Origin of the sequence: Paraburkholderia sp. J11-2 (assembly GCF_905220185.1) — a bacterium.
In the GTDB taxonomy this organism is placed as follows: Bacteria; Pseudomonadota; Gammaproteobacteria; order Burkholderiales; family Burkholderiaceae; genus Paraburkholderia.
Genome location: NZ_CAJMYY010000028.1, coordinates 57884 through 78844, shown reverse-complemented (window position 1 = coordinate 78844; position 20961 = coordinate 57884). Strand labels below are relative to the sequence as shown.

18 protein-coding genes and 1 pseudogene are annotated in these 20961 nt (G+C 64.9%); 10 read left to right on the top strand and 9 right to left on the bottom strand.

The features are described from left to right. The first annotated feature begins 15 nt into the window (after positions 1 to 15). Positions 16 to 2331 carry an FAD-dependent oxidoreductase gene (locus tag U5A57_RS31985; RefSeq protein ID WP_321915684.1) on the top strand — a complete coding sequence of 772 codons (2316 nt, stop codon included), beginning with the start codon at positions 16 to 18 and terminating at the stop codon, positions 2329 to 2331. Between the two features lie 35 nt (positions 2332 to 2366). Next, a complete protein-coding gene (locus U5A57_RS31980; RefSeq protein ID WP_321915683.1) occupies positions 2367 to 3329 on the top strand; it encodes an acetyltransferase in 963 nt (320 codons plus the stop codon). Between the two features lie 77 nt (positions 3330 to 3406). Here the strand turns inward: U5A57_RS31980 and U5A57_RS31975 are convergent, their stop codons facing one another. From U5A57_RS31975 to U5A57_RS31960, 4 genes and pseudogenes are all read right to left on the bottom strand, one after another. Continuing rightward, the gene (locus U5A57_RS31975; protein ID WP_321915682.1) at positions 3407 to 4267 is read right to left on the bottom strand and encodes an ABC transporter permease; all 861 of its coding nucleotides are present in this window, start codon (positions 4265 to 4267) and stop codon (positions 3407 to 3409) included. After that, on the bottom strand, positions 4224 to 5024 hold the full coding sequence (locus tag U5A57_RS31970; protein ID WP_321915681.1) for an ATP-binding cassette domain-containing protein: 801 nt from the start codon (positions 5022 to 5024) through the stop codon (positions 4224 to 4226). Before U5A57_RS31970 ends, U5A57_RS31975 begins: the two co-directional genes overlap by 44 nt. A 115-nt stretch (positions 5025 to 5139) precedes the next feature. Continuing rightward, positions 5140 to 6405: a polyhydroxyalkanoate depolymerase gene (gene phaZ, locus U5A57_RS31965; RefSeq protein WP_321915680.1), complete on the bottom strand. Its 1266-nt coding sequence runs from the start codon at positions 6403 to 6405 to the stop codon at positions 5140 to 5142. A 27-nt stretch (positions 6406 to 6432) separates the two neighbouring features. After that, positions 6433 to 6627: pseudogene (locus U5A57_RS31960) on the bottom strand (hypothetical protein); the annotation flags it as partial. A gap of 847 nt (positions 6628 to 7474) precedes the next feature. Here U5A57_RS31960 and U5A57_RS31955 point away from each other — a divergent pair. Together U5A57_RS31955 and U5A57_RS31950 are read left to right on the top strand one after the other, a co-directional pair. Then, on the top strand, positions 7475 to 7717 hold the full coding sequence (locus U5A57_RS31955; protein WP_321915679.1) for a hypothetical protein: 243 nt from the start codon (positions 7475 to 7477) through the stop codon (positions 7715 to 7717). Between the two features lie 51 nt (positions 7718 to 7768). Next, positions 7769 to 9070, top strand: coding sequence for a divalent metal cation transporter (locus U5A57_RS31950; RefSeq protein WP_321915678.1), 1302 nt, complete (start codon positions 7769 to 7771; stop codon positions 9068 to 9070). A 37-nt stretch (positions 9071 to 9107) separates the two neighbouring features. Here the strand turns inward: U5A57_RS31950 and U5A57_RS31945 are convergent, their stop codons facing one another. Next, positions 9108 to 9608, bottom strand: a complete 501-nt coding sequence (locus tag U5A57_RS31945) for a universal stress protein (RefSeq protein WP_321915677.1) — start codon at positions 9606 to 9608, stop codon at positions 9108 to 9110. 327 nt (positions 9609 to 9935) lie between these two features. On the opposite strand from U5A57_RS31945, the gene U5A57_RS31940 reads away from it, so the two are divergent. Further along, positions 9936 to 10127, top strand: coding sequence for a DUF2964 family protein (locus tag U5A57_RS31940; protein ID WP_321915676.1), 192 nt, complete (start codon positions 9936 to 9938; stop codon positions 10125 to 10127). 146 nt (positions 10128 to 10273) lie between these two features. On the opposite strand, the gene U5A57_RS31935 is transcribed toward U5A57_RS31940, so the two are convergent. The 4 genes from U5A57_RS31935 to U5A57_RS31920 all read right to left on the bottom strand — a co-directional run bounded on the left by U5A57_RS31935 (position 10274) and on the right by U5A57_RS31920 (position 13933). After that, positions 10274 to 10951 (bottom strand): lipocalin family protein, encoded by a 678-nt coding sequence (locus U5A57_RS31935; RefSeq protein ID WP_321915675.1) that lies wholly within the window; start codon positions 10949 to 10951, stop codon positions 10274 to 10276. A gap of 556 nt (positions 10952 to 11507) precedes the next feature. Continuing rightward, positions 11508 to 12227, bottom strand: coding sequence for a Bax inhibitor-1/YccA family protein (locus U5A57_RS31930; protein ID WP_321915674.1), 720 nt, complete (start codon positions 12225 to 12227; stop codon positions 11508 to 11510). Positions 12228 to 12272: 45 nt separating this feature from the next. Then, positions 12273 to 13112, bottom strand: coding sequence for a universal stress protein (locus U5A57_RS31925; protein ID WP_321915673.1), 840 nt, complete (start codon positions 13110 to 13112; stop codon positions 12273 to 12275). Then, positions 13109 to 13933, bottom strand: a complete 825-nt coding sequence (locus U5A57_RS31920; RefSeq protein ID WP_321915672.1) for an NAD(P)-binding protein — start codon at positions 13931 to 13933, stop codon at positions 13109 to 13111. The genes U5A57_RS31925 and U5A57_RS31920 overlap by 4 nt, the downstream gene beginning before the upstream one ends. Before the next feature lie 426 nt (positions 13934 to 14359). Between U5A57_RS31920 and U5A57_RS31915 the strand changes: the two genes are divergently transcribed. The 5 genes from U5A57_RS31915 (at position 14360) to U5A57_RS31895 (ending at position 20937) form a co-directional block, all read left to right on the top strand. Further along, entirely contained in the window at positions 14360 to 15391 is a 1032-nt protein-coding gene (locus U5A57_RS31915) for a hypothetical protein (RefSeq protein WP_321915671.1), read from the top strand. Between the two features lie 89 nt (positions 15392 to 15480). After that, a complete protein-coding gene (gene ppk2 / locus U5A57_RS31910; protein WP_321915670.1) occupies positions 15481 to 16308 on the top strand; it encodes a polyphosphate kinase 2 in 828 nt (275 codons plus the stop codon). A gap of 65 nt (positions 16309 to 16373) precedes the next feature. Beyond that, positions 16374 to 17201, top strand: coding sequence for a potassium channel family protein (locus tag U5A57_RS31905; RefSeq protein WP_321915669.1), 828 nt, complete (start codon positions 16374 to 16376; stop codon positions 17199 to 17201). Between the two features lie 135 nt (positions 17202 to 17336). Continuing rightward, positions 17337 to 19127, top strand: coding sequence for a PHA/PHB synthase family protein (locus tag U5A57_RS31900; RefSeq protein WP_321915668.1), 1791 nt, complete (start codon positions 17337 to 17339; stop codon positions 19125 to 19127). A gap of 67 nt (positions 19128 to 19194) precedes the next feature. Further along, on the top strand, positions 19195 to 20937 hold the full coding sequence (locus U5A57_RS31895; RefSeq protein ID WP_321915667.1) for an ABC transporter permease: 1743 nt from the start codon (positions 19195 to 19197) through the stop codon (positions 20935 to 20937). Positions 20938 to 20961: the final 24 nt, after the last annotated feature.

Below are 20961 nucleotides of genomic sequence, written 5' to 3'. Positions count from 1 at the left end.
GCTTAGGAGCAAGGTATGCGCGAGCAGCGTTTCGATTATGTGCTGGCAGGCGGCGGCATTGCGAGCGTGACCGCTGCTCGCTCGTTGCGGCATGAGGAGCCGGGTGCGAGCATCGCGATCCTGTGTGGCGAACCCGTGCTCCCGTACCGGCGGCCGCCGCTCACAAAGGGCTTCCTCACGGGCAAGGCCGGTGCCGCGCGGGTCACCATACACCCGGCGGACTTCTACGAGAAACAGAACATTGCCGTGCTGCTGCACGCGCGGGCCGTGGCGCTCGATCGTGACGCGCACCTCGTGCAGCTCGAAGATGGCACCACGGTGGGCTACGGGAAGCTGCTCATCGCGACGGGTGCCTCCCCGCACGTGCTCGATGTTCCCGGTGCCGCGCTTGCGGGCGTGCACGGCCTGCACGATATCGGGGACGCAGCGGCGTTGCGAACGGACGCGGCGGGAAAACGCCGGGCGCTTGTGGTCGGCGCGGGATTCGTGGGCGTCGAGGCCGCGGCGGCGTTGTGCGAGCTGGGCCTCGAGGTCACGCTCATCGAACGCGGCGGGCAGATGCTGCCGCAATTGCATTCCCCCTTGCTCTCGGCGCATTTCAGTCAACTCTGCGCGGATCACGGCATCGAGGTGCTGACCGGGCTCACCGTGGAGCGCTTTACGGGCAACGACACACTCGCGGGCGCGGTGCTCAGCGACGGCCGCGCGCTCGCGTGTGAACTGGCCGTAGTTGCGACGGGCGTGGAGCCGAACTGCGGATTTCTTGCGGGCAGCGGCCTCGAGCTGAACGACGGTGTGATCGTCGACGAGTGCCTGCAATCGTCCGACCCGGACATCTATGCCGCGGGCGATGTGGCGAACTTCCCCGATGCGGTGCGAGGTGCGCGCCGGCGTGTCGAGCACTGGGACAATGCGGTGCGTCAGGGACGCGTCGCCGCTCGCAACATGCGCGGCGCACGTATGCCGTACCGCGATGTTTCGATCTTCTATGGGGACGTTTTCGACGTGCCCTATAACTTTATCGGCGACCCGTCCGATGCGCAGGCAGTTGTCGAGCGTGGCGAGTTTGCGCGGCCGCCATATTTGCTGTTATTCATGAAGCACAATGTGCTGCGGGCGATGTTCTCGATCGGCGCGCCGGCCGACGACGCGGTCGCCGCCGAAGAGATGATCCGCCACCGGCGCAATCTCGCGAACTGCGGCGCGGTGCTGGCGCATGCGGACTCGCGTCTCGGTGCGCTACCTTCGCAGACCGTGCTTATCCTGCAGGGCGGCGGTGCGCTCGGCGCGTTCGAAAGCGGGGCGATCGGTGCACTGGAGTCGCAGGGGGTTCGCCCCGACATCGTATCGGCTGTGTCGATTGGCGCGTTCAACGGCGCAATCGTCGCAAGCCATCCTGGCGAGGCGGTGGCGGCGCTCAATGCCTTCTGGCGCGACCTGTCGATCGAGGGGCTCGCCGCGCCGCGCACGTGCGCGCATCTGCGACAGACCGAACTGGCCTGGCATCTCGCGCTTTTTGGCGTACCGAATTTCATGCGCCCGCGCTGGTGGATGGGGGCGCCTCGCATCGGCAGCATCTCGCCGTGGTGGACGAGCTACTACGACACGCAGCCGATGCTCGCGCTCTTGCGACGCTACGTCGACTTCGATGCGCTGGCTGCGAGCCCGACGCGCCTGCTGCTTGGCGCCGTGGATGTCGCAAGCGGCGAGCGGCGCATTTTCGACAGCTACGTCGACCGGTTGACGCCCGAGCATCTGCTCGCAAGCGGCAGCCTGCCGCCTGCCATGCCGTGGACGACGGTGGAGGGCCGCGCATACTGGGACGGTGGCGTCGTCAGCAACTCGCCGCTCGACCTCGTGATCGAGCGCTGCGGCCAGGTCGCGGGACGCGTATTCGTCGTCGATCTGTTTTCCGGGGCGCGGCCGCTGCCGTCGAATCTCTTCGAGGTGATGCTGCGCCGCGACGAGATTGTCTATGCAGACCGCGTGCGCAACGATTTGCGCTTCGAAGAGAACGCCAATGACTTCCGCGATCTCGTCGAGCGTGTCACCGCCCAGCTCGACGCTGCGGCTGCCGCGCGCGTGCGGCAGTCGCCCGAGTACATCCGTCTGATGGGCAACCACGCGCCGGGCCAAATCCACCGTATATCGCTCGATGGCGCGGCCTTGGACAGATCGACGTTTGCGCGCGACTTCGATTTTTCGGCGGAGTCGATCGCGTCGCTGCAGGCGCTTGGCCGCGCGGCGGCGCTGGCGGTGCTCGACCTGGACGAACCTGAGTTGCGCATGGGGCAGGCGGCCTCGGACTACGAAGACGAGGTGTGCCAATAGCGCGCGCCAACGCGCACGAGCATGCGAGGCACCCGATGCAATATTTCGACGTGTGCAACGGCGACGCGGACGGTTTGTTCGCGCTGCATCAACTGCGCCTCGCAACACCGCGCAATGCGGTGCTGATCACGGGGCCAAAGCGCGACAACGCGCTGCTAGCGCGGGTCACCGCGAGCCCCGGCGACCATGTGACTGCCCTCGACCTCTCTTTCGATGCCAATCGCGCCGCCGTACTCGCGCTGCTGGCGCGCGGCGTGACGATCGACTATATCGACTATCACGTCGCCCGCGAATTGCCGCGGCACCCGTTGCTGCATACGGATATCGATACGGCGTCCGACGTCTGCACGAGCGTCCTCGTCGACCGGCGGTTGCGCGGGCGCTATCGCGCGTGGGCGGTTGCCGCGACGTTCGGCGACAATCTGCCGGGCGCGGCCCACCGGCTCGCACAGCTCGCGGGCATCGATCCGGACGACGAAGCAACCCTGCGCGAACTGGGTGAGAACGTGAATTACGCGGGCTACGGAGACTCGATCGGCGATCTGCTGATTGAACCTGCGGCGCTCTACACGCTGCTCGAGCCGTACGCGCAGCCGCTCGACTTCGCCGGGGCCTGCCCGCTGCTCGCAACGCTTGGGCAAGCGCGGCGCGAGGACCTGACACTCGCGTGCGCGCAGCGCCCGGCGGCAACATCGGCGGGTATCGAGGTCTTTACGCTGCCGGGCGAGCGCTGGGCGCGCCGGGTGCGTGGCGCCTTCGCGAATCAGCTTGCGCTGGCGGCCCCCCAGCGCGCGCATGCGGTACTCACACCCACAGCCGAGGGCTATTGGACCGTGAGCGTGCGCGCGCCACTTGCGACGGCATTTGGCGCGGACAGTTTTTGCCGCCGTTTTGGCGGAGCGGGGCGCGCGGGGGCTGCAGGCATAGGCCGCTTGCCTTACGTGGCGTTCGATGCGTTCGTTGCCGCGTTTCATCAGGCATACGAAATGTCAGCGTGAGTCGGCGTGGGTCGACGTGACCGGCACGCTTGATCCTCTGGCCGCACGCGCAATGCGTGGCTGCGCGCGTGCGGGCGTCAGCGCGCCAGATCGGGGTAGAGCCGCGCGCACACCGCGACGAGCACGACAAGGGTGGCCGCGAGCACACCGGCGTCCAGGACGAGTCCTGGACCTGCGACGCTCGCAAAGCCCGGCAGCAATAGCCGCCGCAATGCGTCGACCTGATAGCTCAGCGGGTTTGCCTCGGAGACGATCTGCAGCGCGCGCGGCATCAACGAGGTCGGATAGATCGCATTGCTCGCGAAAAAGAGCGGCATCGTGAGGACCTGTCCGACGCCCATGAAGCGCTCGCGCGTCTTCACGATGCAGGCAATGATGAGCGAGAAGCTGGAAAAGACCGCCGCCCCGAGCACGACGAAGAACCCGACGCCTGCTATCGAAACCGGGCCGACACGCAAATGCACGCCGATCGCGAGCGCAAGCAGCATGACGACCGCGGCCTGCACGAGCGCGCGCACGCCACCGCCTAGCGACTTGCCGAGCACGAGCGCCGCGCGCGGCGTGGGGCTGGCGAGCAGTTTGTGAACGATACCGAGATCGCGCTCCCAGATCACCGAAATGCCGTTGAAGATCGCGATGAACAACACGCTTTGCGCGAGGATGCCCGGCGTGAGGAAGTCGAGATAGGGCGCGCCGCCCGTGTCGATCACGCGGCCCCGGCTCATGACCTGCCCGAACACAAGCAGCCACAGAACGGGCTGCACCGCGCGTGTCGCCAGTTCGGTCGGATCATGGCGCAGCTTGCGCACCTCCATCGCGCCGATCGCGAGGGTCTTGGCCACGAACGAAACCAGCGGCGCGCGTGGCGCGTCGCCCACACTGGCTTGCATCGGGTCACCCGAGGCGTTGACTGGTTCGGCGGGTCTGGGAGACTTCATCGTAAGCTCCGATGAGGGGTGCCTCGTCGCGCGTGTAGTGCTCGAACACGTCCTCGAAGCTCGCGTTCGGACCGATCGCTGCGCGTAGCGCGGCAGGCGTGCCGATGGCGGCCACGCGCCCACGGCTCATGATGGCGACGCGCCGGCACAAGTGCTCGGCTTCCTCCAGGTAGTGCGTGGTGAGCAAGATCGCGGCGTTAAAGCGCGACTGCAGGCGCTCGACCTGCTCCCAGACCGACTGCCGGGCGACGGGATCGAGCCCGACCGTCGGCTCGTCGAGGAACAGCACGCGCGGGCGGTGCAGCGTGGACTGCGCAATTTCGAGCCGGCGGATCATGCCGCCCGAGTAGGTCTTCACGAGCCGGTGCGCGGCTTCCTTCAACCCCATGAAGGCAAGGGCGCGACCAATACGCTCGGCCCGCTCGGCGCGCGGAATATCGTAGAGCTGGGCAAACACGAGCAGGTTTTCGTAGCCGGTGAGATCGCCGTCTGCGGAAAGGGCCTGCGGAACGTAACCAATCATCTGCCGCACGCGGGCGGACTGGCGCACGATGTCGAAGCCGCATACCGTTGCCGAGCCGGCGCTTGGCGGCAGCAAGGTGGTGAGCATCTTGATGACCGTCGATTTGCCGGCGCCGTTGCGGCCCAGGAGCCCGAAGGTCTCGCCGGCGTCGACTGAAAGCGTCAGCGCATCGACCGCAGTCACCTCGCCGAAGCGGCGGCAAAGCGCGTGGGTTTCGATGACGGGAGGGGACATGGCTCGCTGGCGCGCCGGGCGGTGTAGGGCTACGGTGCTTGCATGGTGGCAGTCGCCGGTGCGCGCCAGTTGATCTGGCTCAACCGCGAGCCACCTCTGCGGCGCGTGTGCGGCCTCACCCCGATACGACGCCGGAATTGCGCGGCATGGCGCGCTGCCGCAGCCGGGCCGCCTCCGCATGCATGAACAGCGCCAGCAGCGCCGGATGCACATCGTCGCGCCAGCGATCGCCCGTAAAGAGTCCGTAATGATCGCAACCCTCTACATCAAGCCGCTGGCGCGCTGCTGCCGCGATGCCACTGCACATCCGCAGAGCCGCATGCGTTTGTCCGGCGCCCGTGACGGCATCGCGCGTGCCTTCGGCGGTCAGCAACTCGAGGTCCCGCAGCGCGGCGGGGTCGACGATCGTACCGCCTACACGCCATGCGCGCTGTGCGAGCATGGCGCGATGGAACACGATGTCCACGGTATCGAGAAAATATTCGGCGGGCATGTCGAGCAGCGCGGTGTACTCGATCAATGCGCGGCGTGCCTCGGCGAGCGCGCCGGCGTCGCCGTGCGCGGTGGCCTTTGCATAGCGGTCGACCAGCGCCACATAGCGATGCGGGTAGACGATCGCGATCTCGGCCCGCTGCAGGTAGGTTGGAAACACGCGCCGGCCATGCCCGGCGAACGCGGCCGGTACGATATCGATCAGGTGGCGCTGGCACCAGTCGAGCGAATGCGATGCGGCCGCGATGCCGAGCGTGCTCGGATTGACGCGCGCGTCGAGCGGGCCGCCTATCAGCGCGACGCTCGCGGGCGGCGCACAAGCGCGTTGCGCGCGCAGCGCCAGCGCGCCGAGCGCAGGAAACGTGGACTGGCACACGGCCACGATATGCAGGGGCCGGGAGTCCCGCGCAAGCGTGTCGATGAAGGCGTCGAGCATCGCCACGTATTCTTCGAGGCCGAAACGGCCGGCGGACAGCGGTACGTCGCGTGCATTGATCCAGTCGGTGAGGTAGACGTCGCCGTCGGCAAGCAGCGTCTCAACGGTCTCCCGCATCATGACGGCCGCGTGGCCGGCCAGCGGCGTGCACAGCAGGACGGTGCGCGCGGACCGCGCGCGCGCAAACCGCCGCAGGTCGCAGAACGGCGTATGCGCGACGATACGTTCGTCAACTTCGCAATGGCGCCCATCGATCGCGATCGAGCGGATCGCAAACGGCGGCGGCTCCTCCACGAGGCCGAGCAGGGGTTCGAACAGATCCGCATAGCAGGACGAGGCGGCATGCGCGAGCGGCGGCGCAGGCCACGCCTCGCACGCATGGCGCGCGTACTGCGCCGCGGCGCGCCATGCACGCAGCCATTCACGCTGTTGTTCGAGAAGGGCGTACCACATTGTTGGCCTCGGACCATCCGATCCCGATTACCGACTTTCCGGGATTTCGTGAACACACGAGCGCATCGTACGTGCAAGCAGCGGCCGCAGCCTCGCAAGCGAGCGCGTGTTCAGCACGTCAGGTTTTCCCAGCCATCCACGGCGTGCCTGGTTGACGCCGTAGCGCAAATTGTCGAGTTCGGCCACGCGATGCGCGTCGGAGTCGATCGAAACCAGAACACCATGATCAGGCCGTCGAGCAGGCTGTCGGACGATGCCTGCAACACGACCGTGCGTGTTGGGCCGCGCAGGGTGAGCAGGCGTTTGTCGCGATCGACCTCAACCGCGGTCGTCACCGCTTCGACGCGGTACATGGACAGTGACGACCGCAAGGACGGGCCCGTTGCGTACCCTTTGTCGATGCGCTCGCGAATGCCACTCGAACTGGACTTGTCGGCGCGTAGCAGCAGCGCACGGCTGAACGTTGCGGACACCATGTCGCCGAGTTGCAGGTTCCCGACATTGCCGATATTGCGGTCGACCATCACTTCGTACGACTCGCCATTGCCTTCGAGCAGGGTGATGCTGTTGCGTCCGGTGTCGATTGGCATGACGACCGCTTTCGCATGCTTGACGCTGGTGCCGGAAAACGCGTTCGCGGACTCGGCGTTCGGCGCGGTTTTGTCGCCTGGCTCAGCCTGCACTTGTGGCGTGCCTGCCGTGGCTATTGCGAGCGCCGCCGCGCCAAGAAGGAAACTGCATCGCCATCCACGGCTCATGGTGCGTTCTCCGTGTTTGCTGTAGCCATTTCGAGCGCGGCCGTGTCGGCGTTCGATGTCATTCGACCGCCGGGAAGCAGGCGAGCGCTTGACCTGCATCAATTCAATCGCCGCGGCTTCGCTTGACGTCCAGACCCTGCATGTAGGCCAACCTTATCCCGGGAAGGGGCGTGTCGATTGACGTGCATCAACGCTCCGGGTCTCCGCAGGGAAAGAATGGAGCAGCAGGTGGCGGAGCGGCTACGCCTCGCGTCGCTTTCCCATCCGTGAAATATCGAGAAAGACACGCTCGTGGACCGATGAAGGTAGACATGATCAAGAACGTTGATACAGCTGAAAAAATCCGCACGGAGATACTGCGCCGAGTTCAGGAAAACGCGGATCTCGGCGATAGGTGCCGTGATTGTGAGATCCCGATTCCGCGCAGAGTCGATCCGGTGGAGAACGGTGGCTGCAATTGGGTCATCGACGAGTTTCGCGGGATTGCGCAGGAGTGCATGGCGCCTTTGAAGGCGGTGATCGCCCAAATGATGCGTGAATACGATCTGCGCTGAGATCACACACGTCGTACGCCATTCGCGGCACGAAATGGCCGAGGAGAACCGATGCACGTCGAAAGCAGGACACGGTCCGACATCTTGATGCAATGGCTCGGCCGCCTGAAGGAACACCCGCTCGCGCGGGTCGGGCCGGGGTTGATCACCGGTGTGGCGGACGACGACCCCAGTGGCATTGCCGCGTATTCCCAGGCTGGCGCGCAGTTTGGTCTTGGCATGCTGTGGACGATGCCGCTCGCCTTCCCGTTGATGGCGGCGGTTCAGTCAATGTGCGCCAATCTCGGCAGTGTTACGGGCGAGGGGCTGGCCGCCAACATCAAGGCCGTGTTTCCACCGATCGTGCTTTACAGCGTGGTGGCGCTGCTGCTCGCCGCCAATACGCTCAACATCGCAGCCGACGTGGCCGCCTTGGGCGAAGCCGCTGAACTGGTGACCGGCGTCGACCGCCGCCTGATGACGACATCCTTCGTTCTGGCGACGCTGCTGCTTCAGGTGTTCGTGCCTTATCACCGCTACGTGTTCTTCCTGAAGTGGCTGACGCTTTCGCTGCTCGCCTACGCCGCAGTGCTATTTACGGTTCACGTGCCCTGGCGACAAGTGGCACTACGCACCGTGTGGCCGCACTTCACGCCCGATGCGTCTTCGGCGGCCGTTGTGCTCGGCGTGTTCGGCACCACCATTAGCCCGTACCTGTTTTTCTGGCAGGCATCCGAAGAAGTCGAGGACATGCAGGCAAAACGCGATAGTGCGCCGCTCGTGACCGATCCCGGTGCCGCTTCCACCGAATTGCGGCGCATTCGTTGGGATACGTGGAGCGGCATGTTCTATTCGGACATCACGGCATGGTTCATCATTCTCGCCACGGGTGTGACGCTGCATATCGCCGGCGTAACCGACATCAACACGGCGGGACAGGCAGCGAGCGCGCTGCGCCCGCTTGCCGGCGACTTCGCGTATCTCCTCTTCGCGGTGGGCATTTTCGCAGTCGGGCTGATCAGCGTGCCTGTGCTTGCCGGATCGGGGGCCTACGCGCTCTCCGAGGCGGTGGGGTGGAAGGAGGGACTCGAGCGCCGTGTGGCCGACGCGCGCGGCTTCTACGGCATCATCGCGGTGAGCGTGCTCGTTGCGCTCGCCCTGCAGTACTCGCCAATCAGCCCCATGCGCGCGCTGTTCTGGAGTGCGGTCATCAATGGAATGGTCGCCGTGCCGCTCATGGTCGTGGTCATCGTCCTCGTGTCGAAACGCACGGTCATGGGTCCGTTCACCGCAAGCCGGCCGGTGCTCGCGCTCGGTTGGGCCGCGACCGCCGTGATGGGCGTCGCGGCCCTCTCAATGTTCATTCCGCGTTAGCGGATGCCGTGGTCGGCGCGCTCGCTCGCGAGGCGAGTCAGGCCGACACGGTCGCCGCGCGATTCGCTGGCGTTTCATGCTGCAGCTGCGCCGCCCGCAACGGCACGAGGAGCACGGGGCGACGGGCGAGGCGCAGCACGCGCTCCGCTACGCTGCCGAGCATCAGCCGACGCACGCCACGCCGACCGTGGGTGCCCATGACGATCAGGTCTGCATGCCAGTTTGCGGCGACCCGCTCGATGCACTCCGCGACGTCTTCGGCACCCAGTTCGACTTCGGCCGTACGGGGCGTGCCGGTTACCCCCTCGCTTGTCATGCGCGCCTGAGCATCGGTGCAGACGATGCGGCCTTGTTCGATGAACGCATCCCGCGCGACGGACGGATCAAAGCCCGGTACCTCGTACACGATAACGGGGATGTCGATCACGTAAAGCGGCTGGAGTTCTGCGCCGGTAGCGTGAGCGAGATCCATGGCGGCATCGAGCGCGGCGCAGGCCGTCTCGCTACCGTCGAGCGGGACAAGGATTCGAGAATACATGGTGTCCTCCTGACTCAATGCGGGTGGGTAGTGCGGTTGCTCGCTGCGCCAGGCAAGCGTGAGCGAGGATCGAGCGTGACCCGTCAGACGTGCCGACATGCAGTTCCGTCGCACACGGCCGGGGCGCAATGCATGCCAGGAATCTTGTCGCCGCGCGCAAGTTGGTGCTTGACGTATATCAACCGGCAGGCGTTCGCGCGCCCGAAAATGGGTTTGCCTGTGCCAGACGTGCAGTCGTACCTGGCTGCGTAGATCGGTACGTTCTAACCGGAGAGCGAGATGCCCGGCACTTTTCTCCCACAGTTCCCGTGTGAAAGAGGGTAAATCATGATCCGCTCGGAATTCAGGATCGCGCTCGCCGCGATTGCCGTCTTCGCTGCGCTAGTTGGGCTCTATCTGGTTCTCGACGGTCTCGTGTTCGACGCCTGGGCGAAGTTTCGCTATGGGGCCGCAATGCTGATTTCCGGTGTGGCTGGCTTCGTCGTGCTGCTCAATCCCGGCCCGACCGACCATGCATAGCCAGCCGCGCCCGGCCGGCGGTCTGCACTTCGGATCGCGTCCATGTTTAAGCGTTCTGTGCAGAACGTCGGAACGTCTGAATGCAAGGTGATCATGGTCGAAGGGAAATAGCCGCGCGGCAGCGCCCCGTTCGCGCTTGACTCGCGCTATTGGCTGGGCGCCATGAATCCCGGCAAACCAACCTGTTCGGGGTGTTGCGGAACGCGCCGCAGGCCTTCAGTGTGGATACCCATTGCGGCAAGCCGGCGTACCAGGCTGGCGTACACGTCGTCATCCATGTCCGGCGTACGGGACAGAATCCAGATCGGGCTGCCATCCTCTGCGCAGCGCACGGTGTAGCGGTAGTCGGGGTCCACGTAGACCGTGAGGACGACCACATCGAACGGCCACAAGATCGTGACTCGCCATTTCCCGCCGCCGCTGCCTGGCACGGTGTGCGCGACCAGTGTGCCGCCGGTCAACGGCTGGTCGAAGCCGTAGCGCCTGCCGTAGTAGTTGTCGTCGATCCTGCCATCCGGGCGCAGTTCCCAGTCCGCGTAGCTGCCAACGTACTCACGTTCGTTCAAGTACGGCACGGTGGCAATGGTGTACCAGCGCCCCATGTAACGCGTCAGGTCGACCGGCACGGCTTGCAGCACCGGCGGCGGCGTTTTTTCGAAGATCGCTTGCGGAGCGTTGCCCGTGCTTTGGGTTGCGCAAGCCGCAAGGAGAAAAGCGAGTCCTGTTATTGCCGCAACGCGCAGGAGATAGCCGGTACCGGCATTGGACCCGGCTGCGGTGCCGGCAATGCTTCGCTCGCCTGAAGATTCGCTGTGCGTTGGCATCGTATTGCGATCGTGGCCGTTGCGCGAGGAAGGTCGGCCGCGCGAGGTGCAATGCACACTCAGCGGCCACCGCGCACGATACGCACACGGCGGGTTCCGAAAAGAAGGGGGCGCCACGTTTCACGATCGGACTACCGTCTGGTGGGTCTCCGCGACGCGGTTGCAGGCCCGATCGGTACGCGTGTCTCATGGCCGGGCCGCACGTCTTAAGCGGAAGGACCGCCTCACAACCGCGCTTCGAGCACAGTGTGACGGGTGCATCCTTCGGTGCTCAGGCATGTCAGGCCCCACGCGGCCAGCGAACGCGCGTTCCCGTAACTTGCCGCTGCCGGGACCGCTTGAATGCGCAGAAACGTGGCGCTTGGTATCAGGATGGATCAGATCGCGGCGCATGAACTGATCCAGGTCAATCGTGTAGCGCATTGTCATGTGAGCGCGTGCTGTGCGGCCAGACTGGGGTAGTCGTTATAGCCCGCTGCACCGCCGCGGAAAGTATGTGGCGGACGTGTTTTACGAGGCACTCCTTGATCACCGCGGCCTTGCGCATGAGAGAGGCCTAGCGTCGCCGATAACCCAACAGGCGTAGCAGCATCAGAAATAGGTTGAGAAAGTCGAGATAGAGCGCGAGCGCGCCAATGATAGCCGTCTTGCCAGCGATGACATCGTCTTCGTCCGCGACATACAGGTTCCTGATTCGCTGCGTGTCGTATGCGGTGAGAGCTGTGAAAACAAGCACGCCGATCACGGAAACGGTGAACTGCAGTGCAGTGGAAGCGAGGAAAAGGTTCACGAGACCTGCGGTCACGATGCCGAGCAGCCCCATGAACAGAAACGAGCCGAAGCGTGAAAGGTCCGCTCGCGTGGTGTAACCGTAGACACTCGTTGCGGCGTAGGTAGCGGCAGCGATCACGAACACGCGCGCGATGCTCTCCCCGGTGTAGACAAGAAATATGCCGGAAAGTGACAGGCCGACCAGGGCGGCATAGGCCCAGAACCCTGTCTGCGCCGCGGCCTCGGTCATGCGCTCGATCCGCCAGCTCAACAATGCGACCACGGCCAGCGGCGCGAGCAGAACGATCCAGAAGAGGGGGGTTGCGGCGATGGAGACATAGACTCCGCTCACTGCCCCGACATAGGCCATGACGCCGGTCAGCACGAGGCCACCGGCCATGTAGTTGTAGACGCGCAGCAAGTGGCGCCTGAGGCCGCAATCGCCTTGCTCCCACCCGCGTGGCAAGTTTCCTGGCCCCGTGCGGCCAGCGAAGTCATTTCCCATCGTCCATCTCCTTTCGTGGGCGGCGACCCATTAGAGCACGGCCGGTCAATGAGACATCAATACCGGTAGCGCCATCGAAGCAAGGATCGCGCGCGTGACGCCGCCCAGGACGAACTCCCGAAACCGGGCGTGACCGTAGGCGCCGGTGACGAGCAGGTCATATTCGCCATCGATTGCGAATTTGAGCAGCGCGTCACCCGTCGATACCGTCAACGGTCGTTCGAAGCGGGCAACGTCCACTGGGCACGTAGTGTGTCGCCTGAGCATCCTCACGAAGTCGGCGCATGATGCTTCGGTCGGCCCCGGCTTGAACACCGTGGAAATGGCGGCGACCGTCACATGCGCCGCCCGCGCGATAAATGGAATCGCGTCGTGAATGGCGCGTGCGGATTCGCGGCTGCCGTTCCAGCCGATCAGCACGTGGTCGCCGACCGCCTCGAAGTAGCCGGTTTCCGGTATCAAAAGAACAGGGCTGCCGGCACCCAGCAGAACCGTCTCCAGAAAATTATCGGCCACGCAGGATTCGGGGTCCTGCGGTCGGGATTGCCCGAGGACCACAAGGTCAGACGTTCTGCCGCGCTGCAGGACCGTGGTAACGGGATAACCGTCCGGTGCATTCCATCCGCCCGGCACCTGGGCACGGGTCAGTTCCGCACGAAACAGCCCTTCTACTTCACGGCGCTTTTGCGCCAGGAATGTGCGATGAGCGTTGTACAAGTCGGCTGCGCCCGTCATCGCGTAGAACCCCACCGGATGCGGATCGAACATGGCAAACACGCCGTCGAGATGGGCGTCGAATTTGTGGGCGAGCTTTAGCGCGAACGAGAGCCGGGTTTGGGTGCCTCTGCTGGTGTCAAGGTGGACCATCATGGTCTTGTAGGTCATGGCGCGGTCTCCGCGTGAGCACTGAGTTTTCCGATCAATGCGTTCGCGAGAATCTCATCGCCAATGACAACCGCGGTCGCGCCGGCATTCTCCAGCAGTGTCTTTCTCAAGTTGTTTTCGCCAGGGACGATGATCGGCAGCGACCGGTTCAGCGAATTCGCCAATAGCGTGATGGCCAGATTGGCGTCGCCGTCGGGGCTCGTCGCAACGAGTGCTTTCGCGCTGTCGAGCCGGGCGCGCCGGAGTCCGTCGTCAAATGCGTCGGGGGCACCCAGGATGACGAGGTTGCCGCGTTCCGCGGCCTTGTCAGCGAGTGACGCGTCGGCTACGAGCACCAGGACGGTTTCACCCGCCTCACGGAGTTTCGCGCTGATGCGTTGCCCGAGCGAGCGGTAGCCCACGACCACGATATGTCCGGCAAGCCGTTCGAATTGTCGTTCCATGGCTCGATTCTCCCTGTATGCGATCACATCGTCGCCGGACAGAATCCCGGTCAACTTCGATACCGCAAACGCAGCGACGAACATTGTCACGAACATGGCCGCGAGTATAAAAATCTTCTGGCGCTCGTCGAAATCCGAAAAGTCTCCGAGCGTCGTCGTCAGGTTGGCCGCGTCCCACAGCGCATTGAACAGGCGCGTATGAAGAGGGGCCGCGGACTGGTCCAGCAACATGAGGCCCGCGGTGGCGGCCGCGAGCAGCAGCACGAGCATGACAATGGCGTGCCGGGCACGACGACGCCATTCACGCACGCGAACCGCGCCGAGGCGCGGTTCGTTGACACGGTAGATCCACATATCGGCTTCTTCAGGCGTGCTCAACGCGGCTTCGCGTCAAGCAGTGCAGATTTGGAAAGGAAGCCCGGTCGCGCCGTCCCCCAGCTCAGAAATCGCGGAGCCTGTGTGAAGGCTAGGGCCGCCGGCGAAGCCCAGATTGATATAGGTCAAGCACCGGTTGGAGGTCAGCACCACAAGCCGTCCGGAGGATGAGCGGCCCAGTGGGGGTTCTTGCTCGTCTGACGAAATGAGCGACCTGGTTGTCGCATACCGCCATTGTTCGTGCCGCTTATGAAGCGCACATAGAAATCGCGTTCTCGGGGATGTGATCCAGGTCAATCATTAACAATATTTCCTTCGCTAATGTCTCTGCAATGAGAGGAGCGTGCGCCGCCAGTGGGAAAACTGGGCACACAAGCGCTCTGTACTTTCCTGATCCGATTGCCATTGCACGTTTGAGAGATCGCTGACATGGGCATATTGAGCTGGTTGACGCCTCGCAAGGAGGCGGGCACTGAGGACGACGCGATTGACAGCGAGCTAATACGCGAAGGAATTGAACGCGTCATCAGGCTGGACCCACCGTTGCGCCTTGCTGCCGGATTCGAGCGGCGGCTATCGCGCGCTGTGCGCGATTCGCTGCACCATCTGAACGATCTGATCGGCAAGTTGCCGCCGGCGCGCAAAGCCAGTCGCGAGACCTGGTCGTCGGATCCTTGTATCCACGCTTATTTTGCTGCGCCGGACGACGTGGCGCAGGCATTGAGCCGTCCGGAAGATCTGCGACGCTTCTTCGAGGAGAATCCCGGCGCGGACGAGGCGTTCGCGGTGCTGGGCATGGCAATGCTTGAACGAAGCACGCTGGGTGCAAAGCAGGAAGGCGAGATGGTGCGCATGGATGCGGTGCGCACCACCGTCAGCTTCACGGACCACCAGGTACGCATCTGCGGGGCCACGGACGCGAGGCTCAGGCGGGAAATCGTGCTGCGCATGCTCGAACAGCTTGCGTTGGAAGGGCTTTCGCGCATCGCAGCCTCCACCGCGCGACGCGACGCACTCGAACAGGAACGCGCGCTCCTGAAAACGCGGCTGCACCTGCTCGAACGACAGGGCGTAGGGATGGGGCTGGTGGTGGGAAGCGCGGCGAGCGCCGACCCTGCAGAACGAGCGCGGCTGAAGGCCCAGATCGAGGAGAACGCACAGCATCTTGCGAAGCTGGGTCTGCGCAGCGACGCGCTGCAAAAAGAGCTCGAACAGATCGGCGAGGTGCTGGACGATCCCGCTGCGCACATGGATGTGACGATCCGACAGGTGCGGCTCGACGCAATGAACGTGGTCGTCGACGCAACGTCGTCGGCGCCTGCGCATGTGCTGGATCTGCGTGTGGCGCGCATTCCGGCGTTGCCCGCGCAATACAAGGCCTTCGATCTCATCCGCTTTGCACGACGCGACCTGCTGCCCGCGCCGCGCCTGGCCGATCAGGCAAACCGCCCGCTCATCTGATTTTCGAGCGAGGAGACATTCACGCGACGCGCCATGCGGCAAGTGCGTGGTCGGCCCACTACGCCGATTCTGGCCGCGCTGGAGAGATCATGAACGATTCCCGAAAAGCAAAACGAGCCGCTGGTGCACAACGCGACGAGAGCGGCACCCTGCGCAACAAGGACTATGTGAAGGAGCTTGCGCGACTGCACGTGGAACTCGTGAAGCTTCAACAGTGGGCTGTGCACACGGGGGCGAAGATCTGCATCGTCTTTGAAGGGCGCGACGGCGCGGGCAAGGGCGGGGCCATCAAGGCGATCACCGAGCGCGTGAGTCCGCGCATCTTTCGGGTGATCGCCTTGCCGGCGCCGACAGAGCGCGAAAAGTCCCAGATGTATGTGCAGCGTTACCTTCCGCATCTGCCGGCTGCGGGGGAAGTGGTGATCTTTGACCGCAGCTGGTACAACCGCGCGGGTGTCGAGCGGGTCATGGGGTTTTGCACGGACAAGCAGGTCAAGGCGTTCCTGAAAGATGTGCCGCTCGTCGAAAAGGCAATCATCGATTCCGGGGTGATCCTGCTCAAGTATTGGCTCGAAGTGAGCCAGGAGGAACAGACGCGGCGTCTGGAGGCGCGCATTCACGACGAGCGCAAGATATGGAAGCTTTCGGCCATGGATCTGAAGTCCTATCGCTGCTGGTACGCGTACTCGAAAGCGCGCGATGACATGTTCGCCGCAACGGACACGGAGTGTTCGCCATGGTTGGTCGTGAACTCGAACAGCAAGAAGCGTGCGAGGCTCAATCTCATCAGCGACTTGCTGAGCAGAATTCCCTACAAGCCGGTGCCGCGCGCCAAGGTGACGCTGCCTGAACGGGATATGGCGGTGGGGTATAAGGATCCGGATTACCCGTTTCGCTTCATTGAGGAGCGGTTCTGACCGGCGTTCTGAGCGCTAAAGCGAGCGGGAGCACGCCAGGTCTTGCATGAAGAGGAACAGGGCAAATGAGTGTCGGCTGGCACAAGGCAGGACTCGGTGGAGTCGATTCACACGACGGAGCGGCAGCGCTTCACGCGTGGTCACACGCCCGCTGGATTTTGCTTGCGGGCTGCCTGATTGCCATACCGGCCTTCTATCTCGAACTCCTCGCGACTTCGAATTCCATGCTCCTGACCGCCCGGGCGCTGTACGGCGGCATGGCGGCGGCGTGTGCGGGCGCCATTGCGCGAACGGCCTGGTCAAGCCGACAACCCACACGGTTTCTGGATCGCAATGCATTCGATGTAGCGATCGCTTGTGGCGCGCTCGTCAGCATGATCGGCGGAGCGAATCCCTGGTCTTCGCTTGAATGGGCGCTCAGACTCGCGTTCATGGGGATGATCGCGCTACGTATCGTCTTTGCGCTGCGTGCGTATTTCGAGCCAAACCGGCTTGTGCTGCTGCCGCTCGTGGGCGCGATTGTCGTGTTGCTGGGCGGTGCGGGTTTTTACGCGTTGGAGCCGCATGTGCACAGCTACGCGGAAGGGTTGTGGCTCGCTTTCGAAAGCAGCGCCACCGTCGGCTACGGCGACTACGCGCCTACAACGCCCGCCTCGCGTGTTTTTGCCGTGTTCGTCGTGTTGCTCGGCTACGGGATGCTTTCGCTGGCATTTGCGGGTATCGCCGCCTGGATCATCGGCAAGGAGGAGCGGCGGCTCAGGCGCGAGATGCATCGGGATATCAAGGCGCTGCATGCGGAAATTCTATTGCTGCATCGCGAACTCGAAGGGCTGCGCGATCGGCCCGCGTCCGCGCACAGCGGTTCGCAGGGCGGTGGCCACAGGGCGGCATGACAGCGGGGCTGGCCTTGCTCGTCGTACTTGATTCAGATCAATCGCACGCGCGCGTCTCCAACGCACAGTGATGCGGTTGACGCCGCCGCGCCATACCGCGCACGGACGGCCTGACGAACGAAGAGCGCGCCCATCATGACCGATTCCGCCGTTAGCGTTGAACCCCTGCATGCGAGCCGCGCAATTCGCGGGGCGCCTGTGCGCGCCGTGGAGTGCGGACGGCGGCCGGACGACGCTCCCGCCGATCAATGGAACCGGGCGGCGCATGCCAGTCTGGCTGCGGCGACATTCGGGCTTTCGCCGCTGGCGCTCACGCTGGCGGCGCTCGACTGGGCCGGGCACCTCACAGTCTCGCCCGGAAAATGCTTCGAGCTTGCTGCACATGCATGGCTTGCGCCACGCCGCCGCCCCGATGTCGATGCAGATGGAGGCGGGACGACGGTGTACGCCGGTCATGCCGACCCTCGTTTCACAGCCACTGCATGGTCGAACTGGCCATTCCGGATGTACCGGGACGCATTTCTGGCGACCGAACGCTGGTGGCGCGAGGCGACCCATGGCGTTCCAGGCGTCGAGCGGCACCACGAAGACCTCGTTGGCTTCGCCGCGCGCCAGTGGCTCGACGCGTGTTCGCCGGGCAACTTTATCGCGACCAATCCCGAGGTGCTGCAGGCCACGTGGCGCACTGGCGGCGCCAACCTCGCTGCGGGCATGCGCAACTGGCTAGAGGACGCGAGCGCCATGGCCGACACGATGCGAGGCGCGCGAGCGCGCGTGGCGCAGGCCTGGCTGCCTGGTCGCGACGTCGCAGTGACACCGGGCCGGGTCGTCTGGCGCAACGCGCTGTGCGAACTGCTGCAGTACGCACCCATGACGCCCGGCGTCGCACGCGAGCCGATCCTGATCGTGCCGTCGTGGATCATGAAGTACTACATCCTCGACCTGCAACCGCACGACTCGCTGATCCGCTTTCTGGTCGAACAGGGTTACACGGTGTTCGCGATATCGTGGCGCAACCCGGGCCCCGAAGCGCGCGATCTAGGCCTCGACGACTACCTGCGCGACGGCTTCTTTGCGGCGCTCGAAGCGGCTCGTGCGCGGTGCGGCGAGGCAGTCCACGCGGTCGGATACTGCCTCGGCGGAACGCTGCTCTCGATCGGCGCGGCGGCGCTGGCGCGAGACGCGCCGCACGATACATTGCGTTCCGTCACGCTGCTGGCCGCGCTCACCGATTTCAGCGAACCCGGCGAGCTGGGCTTGTTCATCGACGCAAGCGAACTCGCCGCGCTCGATGCGCTGATGTGGCGCCAGGGCTACCTGGATGGCGCGCAGATGTCGGCGGCGTTCCAGTTGCTCAATGCGCGCGACCTGATCTGGTCCCGCATGATGAGCGAGTATCTGCTCGGCCGGCGCACGAAGCCGAACGACCTGATGTCGTGGAACGCAGACACGACGCGCATGCCCTACCGCATGCACACCGAATACCTCACGCATCTCTTTCTCGACAACGATCTCGCGGCGGGACGCTATTGCGTGGACGGACGGCCCATCGCGCTCTCGGACATCGAAGTTCCGATGTTCGTCGTCGGGACCGAGCGCGATCACGTTTCGCCGTGGCGTTCGGTCTACAAGCTGCATCTGCTCACGCACAACGCGCTCACGTTCGTTCTCACGGCGGGCGGACACAACGCCGGCATCGTGTCCGAGCCTGGTCATGCGCGGCGTTACTTCCGGTGCGCGACGCGCGAACCCGACGCGCCATACCGCAGCCGTCACGAGTACGTAAGCGACACGCCAGTAACCGGCGGATCGTGGTGGACCTGCTGGTGCGACTGGCTGCGCGAGCACTCGACGGGCGAAGTGCCGGCACGCACGCCGGAGGCCGGGCTCGGTCCCGCGCCGGGCGAATACGTGCTCGAACCGTGAGCGGGCGCAGCGGGCTCGCGGACCGGCGGATCGAGGTCAAACGCAGCCGGGTAAGCGGAGGAATGCCGTGGAACACCATGCCGAAGTGCTGAGAGGACTGCGCTGGTACCCACGAATGCCGGGCTGGCGCGACGTGGCAGCCGTGGTTCTGGTGTTCGGCACGATCGTGTTACTGGGGGAGGGCGCGCGCCAGATGTCCGGCCCGCTGACCGGTGGCCACGGCGCGGCCATCTCGCTCTCGCCTGCGGCGCTGCCGGCTTATACGCTGCGCACTGTGCTGCGCATGCTGATCGCGCTCGTCGCTTCGTTCATTTTCACGTTCACGTACGCGACGCTCGCGGCGCGGAGCCGCCGGGCGGAACGCATCCTCATCCCGCTGCTCGACGTGCTGCAGTCGGTGCCGATACTCGGCTACCTGTCGTTCACGGTGGTGTTCTTCATGTCGCTCTGTCCGGGCAACGTGCTAGGCGCCGAACTGGCCTCGATATTCGCGATCTTCACGAGTCAGGCGTGGAACATGGCGTTCAGCTTCTACCAGGCGCTGCGCACCGTGCCCTCCGATCTGGACGAGGCGAGCCGCAGCTTTCGCCTCTCCGGCTGGCAACGGTTCTGGCGGCTCGAAGTGCCGTTCGCCATGCCGGGGCTCATATGGAACGCGATGATGTCGATGTCGGGCGGCTGGTTCTTCGTAGTCGCGTCGGAGGCCATCTCGGTGGGCGACGTGCAGGTCGCGCTGCCTGGCGTAGGTTCGTGGGTCGCGCAGGCGATCATGAAACGCGATCTGACGGCAGTGGGCTGGGCAATACTCGCGATGAGCCTCGCGATCCTGCTTTACGACCAGTTGCTGTTTCGCCCGCTGGTGGCGTGGGCCGACCGGTTTCGTTATGGCGATATCGCGGCCCAGGCTTGTCCGCGCAGCTGGCTGCTCGACCTCTTTCATCGTTCTCCGTGGATGCAGAGCGCGTGCCGCCCGACTGGCGCGGCGCTCACGCGCGCCGCACACCTGCGGCTGTCGCCCGGCGCCCGTTGGGGCGGCTTCGCATGGGCACACCGCGCCTCCTCGCGGCGCGCGGGCGACGTACTCTGGCTCGCGCTGTGCGCTGCGGCCGTCGGTGCTGCGGGTATAGCCGTGCTGCGCTTCGCGGCGCCGGCGCTCGCGTGGGCCGACGTGGTAGAGGCGGTGCGCAGCGGCTTGCTCACGTTGCTGCGGGTTGCGGTGCTCATTGCGCTCGCCTCCGTGATCTGGGTTCCCGTAGGCGTGGCGATCGGGCTGCGTCCGCGGCTGGCCGCCTGGGTCCAACCGGCTGCGCAATTTCTCGCTGCCTTTCCGGCCAATCTGCTGTTCCCCGTCGTCGCGTTCTGCATCGTGCGCTTCAGGCTCGCCCCGGAGATCTGGCTCTGCCCGCTGATGATCCTCGGTACGCAGTGGTACATCCTTTTCAACGTGATAGCCGGCGCCACAGCCTTGCCGAGCGATCTGCGCGAGGCGGCGACGAGCCTGCGGCTGCGGCGGCGCGCGCGGTGGCTGCAGGTCCTGCTGCCCGGCATCTTCCCGTATTACGTGACGGGCGCGATCACGGCGAGCGGCGGCGCCTGGAACGCAAGCATCGTGGCTGAAACCGTCAGCTGGGGGACGACCACCCTGAGCGCAGGCGGCCTCGGCGCCTACATCGCGCAGATGACGGCAAGAGGCGACTACCCGCGCATCGCCCTCGGCATTGCTGTCATGTCGATCATGGTCGTCGCCGCCAACCGTTTGATCTGGCGGCCTCTCTACGCTTTCGCCGAACGCCGCACGCGGCTCGCCTGAACCTGTCGCCATGGAAATCACTGC